At 73.4% G+C, this 12,022-nt stretch carries 17 protein-coding genes; 11 read left to right on the top strand and 6 right to left on the bottom strand.

The features are described from left to right. Positions 1-23 precede the first annotated feature (23 nt). Positions 24-410 (bottom strand): hypothetical protein, encoded by a 387-nt coding sequence (locus EEW87_RS10720; RefSeq protein ID WP_123092999.1) that lies wholly within the window; start codon positions 408-410, stop codon positions 24-26. A gap of 132 nt (positions 411-542) precedes the next feature. Between EEW87_RS10720 and EEW87_RS10715 the strand changes: the two genes are divergently transcribed. From EEW87_RS10715 to EEW87_RS10705, 3 genes are all read left to right on the top strand, one after another. Next, the gene (locus tag EEW87_RS10715) at positions 543-923 is read left to right on the top strand and encodes an MmcQ/YjbR family DNA-binding protein (RefSeq protein WP_123093001.1); all 381 of its coding nucleotides are present in this window, start codon (positions 543-545) and stop codon (positions 921-923) included. A gap of 89 nt (positions 924-1,012) precedes the next feature. Beyond that, entirely contained in the window at positions 1,013-1,567 is a 555-nt protein-coding gene (locus tag EEW87_RS10710) for an antibiotic biosynthesis monooxygenase (RefSeq protein ID WP_123093003.1), read from the top strand. Positions 1,568-1,594: 27 nt separating this feature from the next. After that, positions 1,595-2,602, top strand: a complete 1,008-nt coding sequence (locus EEW87_RS10705; RefSeq protein WP_123093005.1) for an aldo/keto reductase family protein — start codon at positions 1,595-1,597, stop codon at positions 2,600-2,602. A 61-nt stretch (positions 2,603-2,663) separates the two neighbouring features. Here the strand turns inward: EEW87_RS10705 and EEW87_RS10700 are convergent, their stop codons facing one another. Next, positions 2,664-3,875, bottom strand: a complete 1,212-nt coding sequence (locus tag EEW87_RS10700) for a cysteine desulfurase-like protein (RefSeq protein ID WP_318825913.1) — start codon at positions 3,873-3,875, stop codon at positions 2,664-2,666. A gap of 40 nt (positions 3,876-3,915) precedes the next feature. Here EEW87_RS10700 and EEW87_RS10695 point away from each other — a divergent pair, with 40 nt between their 5' ends. From EEW87_RS10695 to EEW87_RS10665, 7 genes are all read left to right on the top strand, one after another. Further along, positions 3,916-4,791, top strand: a complete 876-nt coding sequence (locus tag EEW87_RS10695) for an aminotransferase class IV (RefSeq protein ID WP_123093007.1) — start codon at positions 3,916-3,918, stop codon at positions 4,789-4,791. A gap of 99 nt (positions 4,792-4,890) precedes the next feature. After that, the gene (locus EEW87_RS10690; RefSeq protein WP_123093009.1) at positions 4,891-5,820 is read left to right on the top strand and encodes an alpha/beta hydrolase; all 930 of its coding nucleotides are present in this window, start codon (positions 4,891-4,893) and stop codon (positions 5,818-5,820) included. A 6-nt stretch (positions 5,821-5,826) separates the two neighbouring features. Then, positions 5,827-6,507 (top strand): DUF998 domain-containing protein, encoded by a 681-nt coding sequence (locus tag EEW87_RS10685; RefSeq protein WP_123093011.1) that lies wholly within the window; start codon positions 5,827-5,829, stop codon positions 6,505-6,507. Positions 6,508-6,578: 71 nt separating this feature from the next. Further along, on the top strand, positions 6,579-6,827 hold the full coding sequence (locus EEW87_RS10680) for a hypothetical protein (protein ID WP_123093013.1): 249 nt from the start codon (positions 6,579-6,581) through the stop codon (positions 6,825-6,827). A gap of 5 nt (positions 6,828-6,832) precedes the next feature. Beyond that, positions 6,833-7,123 (top strand): GNAT family N-acetyltransferase, encoded by a 291-nt coding sequence (locus EEW87_RS10675; RefSeq protein WP_123093015.1) that lies wholly within the window; start codon positions 6,833-6,835, stop codon positions 7,121-7,123. A 44-nt stretch (positions 7,124-7,167) separates the two neighbouring features. Beyond that, a complete protein-coding gene (locus tag EEW87_RS10670; protein ID WP_123093017.1) occupies positions 7,168-7,839 on the top strand; it encodes an HAD-IA family hydrolase in 672 nt (223 codons plus the stop codon). A 4-nt stretch (positions 7,840-7,843) separates the two neighbouring features. Then, positions 7,844-8,341: an ASCH domain-containing protein gene (locus EEW87_RS10665; protein ID WP_123093129.1), complete on the top strand. Its 498-nt coding sequence runs from the start codon at positions 7,844-7,846 to the stop codon at positions 8,339-8,341. Positions 8,342-8,345: 4 nt separating this feature from the next. Here EEW87_RS10665 and EEW87_RS10660 read toward each other — a convergent pair whose 3' ends face one another. The 4 genes from EEW87_RS10660 to EEW87_RS10645 all read right to left on the bottom strand — a co-directional run bounded on the left by EEW87_RS10660 (position 8,346) and on the right by EEW87_RS10645 (position 11,189). Then, positions 8,346-8,870, bottom strand: coding sequence for a ferritin (locus tag EEW87_RS10660; RefSeq protein WP_123093019.1), 525 nt, complete (start codon positions 8,868-8,870; stop codon positions 8,346-8,348). 54 nt (positions 8,871-8,924) lie between these two features. After that, positions 8,925-9,107 carry a hypothetical protein gene (locus EEW87_RS10655; RefSeq protein ID WP_123093021.1) on the bottom strand — a complete coding sequence of 61 codons (183 nt, stop codon included), beginning with the start codon at positions 9,105-9,107 and terminating at the stop codon, positions 8,925-8,927. Between the two features lie 65 nt (positions 9,108-9,172). Continuing rightward, positions 9,173-9,955, bottom strand: coding sequence for a PIG-L deacetylase family protein (locus EEW87_RS10650; RefSeq protein ID WP_224766956.1), 783 nt, complete (start codon positions 9,953-9,955; stop codon positions 9,173-9,175). Between the two features lie 70 nt (positions 9,956-10,025). After that, positions 10,026-11,189 carry a sterol desaturase family protein gene (locus EEW87_RS10645; RefSeq protein WP_123093025.1) on the bottom strand — a complete coding sequence of 388 codons (1,164 nt, stop codon included), beginning with the start codon at positions 11,187-11,189 and terminating at the stop codon, positions 10,026-10,028. A gap of 241 nt (positions 11,190-11,430) precedes the next feature. Here EEW87_RS10645 and EEW87_RS10640 point away from each other — a divergent pair, with 241 nt between their 5' ends. Then, complete coding sequence (locus EEW87_RS10640; RefSeq protein WP_240341583.1) at positions 11,431-12,021, top strand: LOG family protein; 591 nt, start codon at positions 11,431-11,433, stop codon at positions 12,019-12,021. Position 12,022: the final 1 nt, after the last annotated feature.

Here is a 12,022-nt window from a genome sequence, read left to right as displayed (position 1 = left end):
GCTGGCACCGCTGCTGCTCCGGGTCAGGTGCGACGTCTCGCGCGGGTCGCGGTCGTCGTGCGCCCCAGGAGCAGCAGCGCCGTCCCGACGATCGGGAAGAAGACAGCAGCCATGGCGATGCCGATGAGGTAGAAGCCGGGCTCCTCCTCGGTCGACCACCACAGGTAGAGGACGACCAGCGCCGCGACCGGTGCCAGCACGAGGAGCGGGGCGAAGAGCACCCGGCGTCGCGGTGCCAGGACGCCCGCGGCGAAGCAGCAGACCGCGACCGTGACGAACCAGGCGACATGCGCCATGTCAGAGGCCTTGTCGACGCTCCGGGAGACCCAGACCAGCCAGGCCGCGGCCGGTCCCAGCACGACCAGGCCGTAGGAGAGGGCGGTGCGGACCCAGGAGGTGTCGTCGCTCATGGCCGGATCGTCGCGCCCGGCCCGCACCCGGGCATGAGTCGTCCTGCTCATCTCGTCCTGTCCGGTGTCGGTGGGGGCTCATAAGGTCGGCGGACAGCCCGACAACGGGGGCTCGAAGGACGGGGAGGTCGCATGGACGGGGCGCAGCTGCAGGAGATCGCGCGTGCCCGGGCCGGCGAGCTGCCGGGGAGCGAGCTGGGCCACCCCTTCGGCGCGGAGTGGGACGTGTGGAAGGTGCGCGGCAAGGTCTTCATGCTCCAGACCGCCGTCACGGGCGACCCGATCCTCACGGTCAAGGCGCACCCGGCCGACGCGCAGAGCCTGCGGGAGGCCCACGAGTGCATCACCGCCGGCTACCACATGAACAAGCGGCACTGGATCACCCTTCGCCCCGGCGACCTCGACGCCCAGCTCGTCGAGGACGTCGTCACCGAGTCCTACCTCCTCGTCGTCGAGGGGCTGCCGAGGCGGCTGCGGCCCGTCGACCCGTCCACCTTCGGCCCCACCCGCTGAGGACGCGTTCCGCCAGGCGGTGCGAGGTCGGCGAGGGGAGCGGCGCGCGCCCTACGGTGCTGGCACCCGCGCCGACACCGAGGTGAGCCATGTCCGTCCCCGCACCCCACCAGCCCGTCATCCGGGTCGCCCGCCGACGCGCGAAGCCCGGGTGCGCCGCTGCGTACGAGGCACTCGTCGGCGGCATGCTCGGCGACGTCCGTCAGGTGCCGGGCTTCATCGGCGCCGAGGTCATCCCGCCGTCCACGCAGGACGGGGAGCACCAGACCATCCTGCGCTTCGAGGACGACGAGGGGCTGGCGGCCTGGGACGCGTCGCCGGTGCGCCACGAGTGGCACGCGCGCCTCGCCGCGGTCGCCGAGGGCGACCCGGACTACCAGGTGCTCACCGGGCTCGAGGCGTGGTTCGCCCGGCCCGAGGTGCCCGGCCACAAGCCACCGCTGCGCTGGAAGATGGCGGTCGTCACGTGGTGCGGCATCTTCCCCACCGTCGCCCTGCTCCAGCTCGTCCTCAACCCCCTCATCGCCGCACTCCCCTTCGTCCCGCGGGTCGCGATCTTCACGGTCTTCGTCGTCGCGATCGTCACCTACGTCGTCATGCCCCAGCTCGTGCGTCTCTTCCGCCCCTGGCTCGTGCGCCGCTGAGGCCGGTCACGGACGTAGCGTGACGGCATGGAGTACAGGTACCTCGGCAACAGCGGGCTGAAGATCAGCGAGATCACCTACGGCAACTGGTTGACCCACGGGTCCCAGGTCGAGAACGAGCAGGCGCACGCATGCGTGCGGACCGCGCTCGAGCAGGGGATCTCCACCTTCGACACCGCAGACGTCTACGCGAACACCAAGGCCGAGTCGGTCCTCGGCGAGGCCCTCAAGGGCGAGCGCCGCGAGAGCCTCGAGATCTTCACGAAGGTCTACTGGCCCACCGGCCCCGGCGGCAAGAACGACACCGGGCTGTCCCGCAAGCACATCATGGAGTCCATCAACGGCTCCCTGCAGCGCCTGCAGACCGACTACGTCGACCTCTACCAGGCCCACCGCTACGACACGGAGACCCCGCTCGAGGAGACGATGCAGGCCTTCGCCGACGTCGTGCGCCAGGGCAAGGCGCTCTACATCGGTGTCAGCGAGTGGACCGCCGACCAGATCCGCGAGGGCCACCGCCTCGCGAGCGAGCTCGGCATCCAGCTCATCTCGAGCCAGCCGCAGTACTCGATGCTGTGGCGCGTCATCGAGCCCGAGGTCGTCCCGACGTGCGAGGAGCTCGGCATCAGCCAGATCGTGTGGAGCCCGATGGCCCAGGGCGTGCTGTCCGGCAAGTACCAGCCGGGTGCGCAGCCGCCCGAGGGCAGCCGCGCCGCCCACGAGGAGGCCGGCGCGAGCATGCGCGACTTCATGAAGGACGACATCCTCAGCGCCGTCCAGGGTCTGAAGCCCGTCGCCGACGAGGCCGGGCTGAGCATGGCCCAGCTCGCGATCGCGTGGGTCCTGCAGAACGACAACGTCGCCGCGGCTCTCGTCGGGGCCTCGCGTCCCGAGCAGGTCGTCGACAACGTCAAGGCCGCCGGCGTGCGTCTCGACGACTCCGTCATGACGAAGATCGACGAGGCCCTCGGCTCGGTCGTGCAGCGCGACGCGGGTCAGACCGCCGCGCGCTCGCCGAAGTCACGCGTCGCCTGACGGACCACGCGCACGAAGGGGGCGGGGCCGGGTCATCCGGCCCCGCCCCCTTCGCGTCTGCTCAGGCGAGCTCGCGCAAGCCCTCGAGCAGCCGGTCGACGTCGGAGTCGTCGGTGTACGGGGCGAGCCCGATGCGCACGCCCCCGGTCTCGCCCAGGCCGAGCGCCCGGCTGAGCTCGATCGCGTAGAAGTGCCCCGCCGGTGCGGCGACACCGCGCTGCGCGAGGTGGGCGCGCACGTCCTGGGGGTCGCGCCCCTCGAAGGTCACGAGGAGCGTCGGCGTGCGGTCCGGCGCCCCGGAGCGAAGGGAGACGCCCGGCAGCTCGCGCAGCGCGGGCTCGAGCCGGGCCAGCAGGGCGCTCTCGTGCTCGTGGAGCGCGGCGAAGCTGCGCTGCAGCCGCGCGCGGCGCGACTCCTCGGCGCCGTCACCGGGTGCGAGATCGGCGAGGAAGTCGATCGCTGCGGTGACACCCGCCATGAGCTCGTAGGGCAGGGTCCCGAGCTCGAAGCGCTCCGGGACCGCGTCGTTCGAGGGCAGCAGCTTGTCCATGTGGAGGGTCTCGAGGAGCGCGGGGTCGGCGCTCACCGTGCCGCTGTGGGGGCCGAGGAACTTGTAGGGCGAGCACGCCCAGAAGTCGGCACCCAGACCGGTCCGGTCGGGCAGGCGGTGCGCGCTCGAGTGCACCCCGTCGACCCAGAGCAGCGCCCCGACGCCGTGGGCCAGCGCCGAGACCTCGGCGACGGGTGGGATCGTCCCGACGAGGTTCGACGCGGCCGTCATGGCGACGAGCCGCGTGCGCTGGGTGACGACGGCCTCGAAGTGCTCGAGCCGCTGGTCGCCGGTGGTCGGGTCGAGCTCGGCCCAGCGCACCGTCGCACCCGCTCGCTCGGCGGCCTGGACCCACGGGCGGATGTTCGAGTCGTGGTCGAGCCGGCTGACGACGACCTCGTCGCCCGGGCCCCACGTCGACGCGAGCGCGCGGGACAGGTCGTAGGTGATGGCGGTCGCGCTGCGCCCGAAGATCACGCCGCGCGGGTCGGTGCCCACGAGGTCGCCGATGGCGGCCCGGCAGCCCGCGACGACCCCTTCGGCCCGTCGCTCGGAGGAGGTGACCGCGCCCCTGTTCGAGATCGAGGAGACGAGGGTCGCGGCGATCGCGTCCGCGACGACGTCGGGCGTCTGGGTGCCGCCGGGCCCGTCGAAGTGGGCCAGGCCCTGCACGAGCGAGGGGAAGTGGGAGCGGATGCGCTGCACGTCGTAGGCGGTCGTCATGGGGCACATCGTGCCCCCTGCGCCGCGTAGCGTGAGCGGCATGCCCCGGGTCGTCGCCGTCCTCCGCCCCGACGGCCCCGAGGTCGTCGACCCGGCCCAGCCCGTCATCACCGTCGACGACCTCGGCCTGACCCGCGGCGACGGGTGCTTCGACTCCGGTCTCGTCACCGACGACGGCGACGGGCACGTCGTGCGCGGCCTCGACGACCACCTCGAGCGGCTGGCGCGCTCGGCCGCAGCGCTCGAGATCATCCCTCCGCCGCGCGAGGCATGGGTCTCGCTCGTCGACGCGGCCCTGGCCGCGTGGGACACCCCGGGCGACGCCTCCCTCAAGCTCGTCCTCACCCGCGGCCGCGAGTGGGCCCCCGACGCGGGTCCGACGGCCTGGGCGGTCGTCTCGCCACGTGCGTCGGGCCGGCCGCAGCGCGGCGAAGGGGGGAGCGACCCTGTCCGCGCGGTGACGCTCACCCGTGGTCACCCGAGCGACGCCTTCGAGGACGCCCCGTGGCTCCTCGGCGGGGCGAAGACCCTCTCCTACGTGGTCAACGTCGCCGCCCAGCGCGAGGCCGCACGGCGCGGGGCCGACGACGTCGTCTTCACCTCGACCGACGGGTACGCGCTCGACGCCCCGATGGCCGGGCTGCTCGTCGTGCGCGACGGTCGCTGGCTCTCCACGCCCACCGGGCCCACGGGCATCCTCGAGTCGCTGTCGGTGGCGACGATCCTGCGGGCCGCCGCCGAGGACGGGCAGGACAGCGCCTTCGAGCTCGTGCCGGTCGAGCACCTCTACGACTCCGACGGGGTGTGGCTCGTGGCCTCGAGCCGCGGCCCGACGCCGGTCGGCGAGCTCGACGGCCGCCCCCTTCGCGTCGACCCCGACCTCGTGGCCACGGCCGCCCGGTACGCCGGGTTCTGACCCGGTCGCGGTCCCTGGGCATGCCCGGGTGCACCCTGGTCCCTCGACCCGCCCCGCGTCCTGGCGCGCAGAGCCCTCGACGTGGCTAGGCTCCCCGCCATGGAGACGCTGAGCATCCCTTCGCCCCACGACGGGCTGGCCCTGGCCACCTACGTGTGGGAGCCCGCCGGCGCGCCGAAGGCGGTCGTGCAGGTCGCGCACGGCATGGCCGAGCACGCGCAGCGCTACGACCGGCTCGCCCAGCGGCTCACCGCGGCCGGGTACGCCGTCGTCGCCCACGACCACCGCGGGCACGGCGCGACCGTCGACGACCCGAAGGACGCCGGCTATCTCGCCGACGCCGGTGGGTGGAGCGCCGCGATCGTCGACATGCGTGCCGTCGGGGCCGCCGCGCGGGAGCGCTTCGCCGGGGTCCCCTTCGTCCTCCTCGGCCACTCGATGGGCTCCTTCCTCTCCCGCGAGCTCGTCTCGCGCGGCAGCGCGGGCATCGACGCGCTCGTGCTCTCGGGGACCATGGGCGACCCAGGTGCGCTCGGCAAGGTCGGGGCGCGCGTCGCCGCGCTCGAGGCGCGGCTGCGGGGCCGACGCCACCCGTCGTCGCTGATGAACACGCTGACCTTCGGCTCCTTCAACAAGGAGTTCTCGCCCGCGCGGACCGACTTCGACTGGCTCTCGCGCGACACCGACGAGGTCGACGCCTACGTCGCCGACCCCCGCTGCGGCGCCGTCTTCACCTCCGGCTTCTTCGCGGACATGCTCGCCGGCGTGAGCGACCTGGCCAAGGACTCCAACGCCGAGCGGATCCGCAAGGACCTGCCGATCTACCTGCTGTCGGGCAGCCAGGACCCCGTCGGCGGGCAGGCCGCCGTCGAGGCCGTGCAGGCGCAGTACGAGCGGGTCGGGCTGACCGACGTCACCGCCCGGGTCTACCCCCAGGGGCGGCACGAGATGTTCAACGAGACCAACCGCGACGAGGTCGTCGACGACCTCGTGACCTGGCTCGACGAGACCGTCGCGCGCGTCGGCTGACCCGGCGTGAGCGCCGCTCGCACGCGGGTGCTCGGGCTGCTGCTGCTCCTGTCCGGCGCCTTCGTCGTCGCCGAGGTCGTCACGGCCTCGGCATGGACCGGGCCGGCGTACTCGTGGACCGGCACCGTCATCAGCGAGCTGGGTCGCACCGACTGCGGGGGCGGTGCCGTCCCGGCGTGCTCGCCGTGGCACGGGGTCATCAACGCGATGATGCTCGCCCAGGGGGTGCGGGTCGTGCTCGCCGTCGCCGTCGGCTTGTCGCTGCTGCGGGGAGCCGCAGGTTGTCTGGGGGTCGTGACCGCCGGGGCCGCGCTCGTCTACGGGGCGGGCATCGCCGGCGTCGGTCTCGCGCCCCTGTCCGACGCCGCCGTCGCCGGCTCGCCCGAGGCGCTGCGTCACGGGGTCGCCGCGCTCCTCGCGATCGGGGGCGGCGTGCTCGTCCTCGTGCTGCTCGCGGCGACCCTGCGCCGCGACCACCCCGGGGCGGCCCTGCTGGCGGCCGTCCTCGCCGTGGCGGGCACCGCGGGCGGGGTGGGCTTCGCCGTGCTGCCCGACCTGCAGGGGCTCACCGAGCGCGTCGCCGTCTACGCCCCCATCGCCTGGCAGGTCGTCGTGGGGTCGGTGCTGCTGGTCGTGCCGGCCCGGGCCGCAGCTCGTCGCGGGCCTCGCGCGGTCGCCGCGCCATGAGCACCCCCATGCCGCCGCTCGACCCGGGGGATGCGCGCGCGCCTCGCCGAAGCGGTCGTCGTCGGCACGCGGTGGCTGTCCTCGCCGGCCTCCTGCCCTCGGTGCCGCTGCTCCTGTGGCTCGCCCTCGTCGCCGTCACCGCGGCCGTCGACCGGTCCTCGGCGCCGCAGCCCGGCGCCGTCGGTCAGGTGCTCGGGTGGACGCTCCTCGTCCTGCCGGTCACGCTCGTCCTCGGTCTGCCCCTCGTCGGCCTCGTCTACCTCGGCGCCGGGCTGCGGGACTCGCGGACCCGTCGCCGGGGGCCTGCGGTGGCACGATGACGGACATGGCCGACATCGAGATCCGCAAGGACGAGCAGCGCTCCCGCTACGAGGCCGTCGTCGACGGCCAGGTCGCCGGGTACGCCGAGTACCGCGACCGCGGTGAGGCGATCCAGCTGCCGCACACCGTCGTCGAGGACGCGTACGAGGGTCAGGGCGTCGGCTCGGCGCTCGCACGCGGCGCGCTCGACGACGTGCGCGCGCAGGGCAAGCTCGTCGTCCCGACGTGCCCCTTCATCGCGTCGTACGTCGAGCGTCACGACGAGTACGCCGACCTCGTCGTCACCGGCTCCTGACCCCGCCCGGGGCGCCGACCAGGCGTGCCGGGGATGATGGGGAGGTGAGCTCATCCCCCTTCGCCGACCGGACCTTCGCCGCCGTCATCTTCGACAACGACGGGACCCTCGTGGACTCGAGCGGCTCCGTCGAGCGCTCGTGGGTGCGCTGGGCGCAGGAGCACGACGTCGACCCGCGCACGCTCGCCGGCCACCACGGGATGCCGGCGGCGGCGATCATCGACTCCGTCGCCCCCCACCTCGACGCGACGACCGCGCTCGCCCGGATCGACGAGCTCGAGCTCGCCGACGTCGAGGGCATCGTCGCGCTGCCCGGCGTGCTCGTGGCGATCGAGGCGCTCGCCGCGCAGGGCGGGCGCTACGCCGTCGCGACCTCGGCCCACCGCGAGCTCGCCCAGGTGCGCCTCGCGACGGCCGGCATCGACGCCCCCGAGGCCTTCGTCACGGTCGACGACGTCGAGCGTGGCAAGCCTGCGCCCGACCCCTTCCTCCTCGCCGCGCAGCGGCTCGGCGTGGACCCGACCGACTGCCTCGTGTGCGAGGACGCCCCGAGCGGCATCGCCGCGGCCCGGGCCGCCGGGTGCGCGGTGCTCGCGGTCACCACGACCACCGAGCCCGGCGACCTCGGCGACGCCGACCTCGTCGTCGACTCGCTCGCTGACGTCTCCTTCGAGGTCGTCGATGGGCGAGTGCGCGTCACGCCCGTGGCAGGCTGAGGTCATGGTCGAGCGCACGCAGCAGGACCGAGAGCTCGACACCTTCTGGTCTCTGGCCAGTCGTCGGCTGCGTCTGCCGGGCGTCCCGACCTACACCGGGGTCAACCCGCTGGGGCTGCTCCGCCCGCCGTCGTGGGCCTTCGGCTCGACGCCCGAGCAGGCCGACCGGCTCCTCGCGCTCGTCCTCGACGGCACGAAGACCGCCACCGCGAGCGCCCACTCCGACTACCTCTCGGCCGGCGAGCCGCTGCCCGAGGCGGGTGACCTCGGTATCGTCCTCGACGGGGCGGGTCACCCCCGGGCCCTCGTGCAGACGACTCACGTGCGGGTCATCCCCTTCGAGGACGTCGACGAGGACCACGCGCACGCCGAGGGCGAGGGCGATCGCAGCCTGCGCTACTGGCGGCTCGCGCACGAGCACTACTTCGAGGCGCACGCGGCCGGCGGCTACCGGCCGGACATGCCCGTCGTCCTCGAGCGGCTGCGGGTCGTCTACCCCTGAGGGCTCAGGCGTCGGCGACGCGCGGTGCCATTGGGTCCTCGCCGCCGGCCTGCAGCTCGCGCTCGACGTAGGCCTCGATGTCGTTGACGTCGTCCTGGCTGCGCGCGACGACGGCGAGCAGGTCGTCCATGACGGCGACCTCCTCGACCTGCTCCTTGATGAACCACTGCATGAACTGCTCGGCGGCGAAGTCGTCCTCCTGGCGCGCCGTGCGGGTCAGCCCGTGGATCTGCGTCGTGACCTCGCGCTCCTGGGCGAGGGCCCGCTCGACGGGGGCGACGACACCCTCGAAGCCGTTCACCGGCGCGGACACGGCGGGGATCTGCACCGGCTGGTCGGTGTCGATGAGGTAGCGCATCATCATCATCGCGTGGTCGCGCTCCTCGCGCGCCTGGCGGTAGAAGAAGCCGGCCATCTGCGGCATCGTCAGCGCGTCGTAGTGCACGGCGATCGCGACGTACTGCTGGTGGGCCGCGAACTCCTCACCGATCTGGACGTTGAGCTGGGCGGCGAAGCGCGAGGTCGTCATACCGCGCAAGGCTAGGCAGACGGGGGGCTGCTGTCACGTGAGGACAGGCGAGCCTCAGGCGGCCTTCCTCAGCTTCGACTTCGCCTCGACGGTGACGAGCTTGCGCTTGTGGACGGCGTAGCCCTCGGGCATCTTGCCCTCCTTGAGCAGGCGGATCGGGCAGGAGTCGCAGCGCTTCTTGGACACGCAGCACTTCTGCTTGACCTTGATCTTGCCGATCCGGACCTTCTTGCTCACGAGACGAACGGTAGCGCAAAGGTAAGCCTTGCCTCACCATCTTCCGCAGGACGGAACGCGCCTGGTCAGACGAAGGGGTTGCCGTCCACCATCCCGGGCTCCGCGCCCGGCTCGGTGTAGTACTCGACGCCGAACATCGCCGTGTACGCCGGCGGCGGCATCTGCAGCATCCCCTGCACGTCCTCCTGGCTGCCGTGGCACTCCAGCGCGCGGCGCTTGCGGTCGAGGACGCCGGTGACGTCGACGCGGTGGTGGATCTGCTCCTGCGGCAGGCCGATCGGCTCGCCGTCCGCCATCGGCTCGTCGGCGTCCCACCCGGGGTCCATGCCCATCTCCTTCGCGGCGGCGATGCCGCGGCGGATCTCGTCGCGGTTCATCGTGCCCTCGAGCAGGCGGGGTCGGCGGGCAGCCAGCTCGGCGGCCCGGTGGGCGACGCGGTGGACCTGGACGTGGTCGGGGTGGCCGTAGCCGCCGTGCCAGTCGTAGCCGACGAGCACGTCGGCGTCCTCCTCGTCGAGGATCGCGGCGAGACGCCCGGCGGCCTCGTCGACGTCGGCGCCGTGGAAGGAGCCGTCGTGGGAGTTCTGCTCCCACCCGTGCATCCCGGAGTCGCGGTAGCCGAGCCACTCGACGCGCGCCGTCCCGGTGACCCGGGCGGAGGCCTCGGCCTCGGCACGGCGGTGGGCGGCCAGGCCGTCGACGCCGACCCCGTCGGGCACCGTGCCGAGCTCGCCGCCCGTCGCGTAGACGGCGACGACCCGCTGTCCAGCGTCGCTGGCGAGGATCATCGAGCCGGCCGTGCCGGAGGCCTCGTCGTCGGGATGGGCGTGGAGGAAGACGATGGTCACCCGCCCATGATGTCTCAGCGGGCAACCCCCTTCGGCCGGGTCGTCGAGGGCGGGTCGGGCGAAGGGGGGCTCAGCCGGCCACCGGGGTGGCCACGGGACGCGGTGGGGTGGCCTGCGCCGCCAGCTCGGCCCGCCGCTCGTAGGCCCACCCGGGTCCGCGCAGGAGGAAGCCGGCGCGGTCGGACCAGGTCGGCGCGGTGGCGACGTCGCGGGCGATGTCGCGCCACTCGTGGGTGGCGATGGTGCGCACGTCGTAGGTCTCGAGGTTGCGCGTCAGGCCGTAGCGCACCCGCTTGTCCTCGGGCTCGAAGGTGCCGAAGAGCTTGTCCCACACGATGAGGATCGAGCCGTGGTTGATGTCGAGGTACTGCCGCTGGCTGCCGTGGTGGGCGCGGTGGTGGCTGGGGGTGTTGAGCACGCGCTCGAGACGGCCGATGGAGCGGATCGCCTCGGTGTGGATCCAGAACTGGTAGATGAGGTTGATCGCCCTGGCGTCCTCGATGGCGCGCGGGCTCACCCCGAGCAGCGTGAGCAGGCCGTACGGGACGGCCATGGTGATGCCCTCGGCCACGGGCTGGCGCAGCGCGGTCGAGAGGTTGTACCGCTCGCTCGAGTGGTGCACGACGTGCACCGCCCACAGCCAGCGCGACTCGTGGGAGAGCCGGTGGTTCCAGTAGTAGATGACGTCCCAGCCGGCGATCGCGACGAGTGCTCCGACCTTGCCGTGCAGGGCGAAGGGGGACCACCGCGCCAGCCGGGTCGCGGAGGTCTGGGTGCTCCACAGCGTCGCGGCCGACAGGGCCGCGGTCGCGACGGCGGCGACCGCGGAGCCGGCGGTGAGCCGACCGAGGGCGTCGACCCGGGAGCGCACGAGCTCGGGCTCGACCTGCTGCGAGGGCAGGGTGCCCGCCTCGGGCAGATGACCGAGCTCGCGGCGGCGGCGCAGCACGTCGCCGACGGTCGTCACCACGGCGGCCGTCAGGCCCACGCCCGCGAGGACCGTGCCGAGCCGGCCGCTGCCGGGGGCGAGTCGTCGCAGTGCCGGGGCGGTGACGAGCGGGACGACGAGGCTGCCGACCCCCATCGCGAGGCTGGCGATCGTGTCCTGGAGCTCGTAGTCGCCCGCGCGCTCCTCGCCCTCGGGCGCCGGGTGGCGCTTCTGCCACGCGTACTCGGCCCCCATCGCGGCGACGAAGCCGGGGATGGCGAGGACGGTGAGATCGGGACGTGCCACGGTGCACTCCTAGATGGGGGACGGCGGTCACCCTAGGCCGCCCCGCCCGGTCCCGTCAGTGATCAGCGCCTCGTCGGTGGCCTTGGTGGTCGAGGCGCGAGCGCCGAGGCCTTGGTGGTTGAGGTTCCAGCGCCGGCGAGCCTCGAGACCACCCGCACCAGCAAAGGGGGCTGGCCCCCCCTTCGCCCGGCTCGTCTGCGGGATTGGGCATCCGCAGGGGTGTGGTGCCTACGCTGGGCGGGTGCTGCGCAGCGTCTGCATCTTCACCGGGTCGAGCCCCGGCACCGACCCGACCCTCGTCGACGCCGCCCGTGAGGTCGGGGCCGAGCTGGCCCGCCGCGGGATCGGCGTCGTCTACGGCGGGGGTGGAGCCGGGCTCATGGGTGCCGTCGCCGACGGCGCGATGGGCGCCGGGGGAGAGGTCGTCGGGGTGATCCCCGACTTCATGGTCCAGCGTGAGTGGGGCCGCGACGACATCACCGAGCTGCACGTCGTCACCTCGATGCACGAGCGCAAGGCGAAGATGGCCGACCTGTGCGACGCCTTCCTCGTCCTGCCCGGGGGCATCGGCACGCTCGAGGAGCTCTTCGAGGTGTGGACCTGGCGTCAGATCGGCCTGCACGGCAAGCCGATCGCCCTCCTCGACCTCCCCACCGCGTCCGGCACGGGCTTCTGGCAGCCGCTGCTCACCGCCCTGCAGGGCCTGGCCGACGCCGGCTTCGTCAGCGCGGAGAGCCTCGCGGACGTCGTCGTCGCCCCCGACCTCGACAGCGCGCTCGCCGGGCTGGCGCAGCGCCCCACCGACTCCCGGCTCCTGCGCCCGGGCACCTGAG

Source organism: Janibacter melonis (assembly GCF_003721155.3).
GTDB classification, from domain to species: Bacteria; Actinomycetota; Actinomycetes; order Actinomycetales; family Dermatophilaceae; genus Marihabitans; species Marihabitans melonis.
This window is presented reverse-complemented; position numbering and strand designations above follow the sequence as displayed.

Excerpts from the sequence above, each read along its gene's own strand:
- EEW87_RS10720 (WP_123092999.1), bottom strand. The coding sequence starts at position 410 with ATGAGCGACGACACCTCCTGGGTCCGCACCGCCCTCTCCTACGGCCTG.
- EEW87_RS10715 (WP_123093001.1), top strand. The coding sequence starts at position 543 with ATGGACGGGGCGCAGCTGCAGGAGATCGCGCGTGCCCGGGCCGGCGAG.
- EEW87_RS10710 (WP_123093003.1), top strand. The coding sequence starts at position 1,013 with ATGTCCGTCCCCGCACCCCACCAGCCCGTCATCCGGGTCGCCCGCCGA.
- EEW87_RS10705 (WP_123093005.1), top strand. The coding sequence starts at position 1,595 with ATGGAGTACAGGTACCTCGGCAACAGCGGGCTGAAGATCAGCGAGATC.
- EEW87_RS10700 (WP_318825913.1), bottom strand. The coding sequence starts at position 3,875 with ATGACGACCGCCTACGACGTGCAGCGCATCCGCTCCCACTTCCCCTCG.
- EEW87_RS10695 (WP_123093007.1), top strand. The coding sequence starts at position 3,916 with ATGCCCCGGGTCGTCGCCGTCCTCCGCCCCGACGGCCCCGAGGTCGTC.
- EEW87_RS10690 (WP_123093009.1), top strand. The coding sequence starts at position 4,891 with ATGGAGACGCTGAGCATCCCTTCGCCCCACGACGGGCTGGCCCTGGCC.
- EEW87_RS10675 (WP_123093015.1), top strand. The coding sequence starts at position 6,833 with ATGGCCGACATCGAGATCCGCAAGGACGAGCAGCGCTCCCGCTACGAG.
- EEW87_RS10665 (WP_123093129.1), top strand. The coding sequence starts at position 7,844 with ATGGTCGAGCGCACGCAGCAGGACCGAGAGCTCGACACCTTCTGGTCT.
- EEW87_RS10660 (WP_123093019.1), bottom strand. The coding sequence starts at position 8,870 with ATGACGACCTCGCGCTTCGCCGCCCAGCTCAACGTCCAGATCGGTGAG.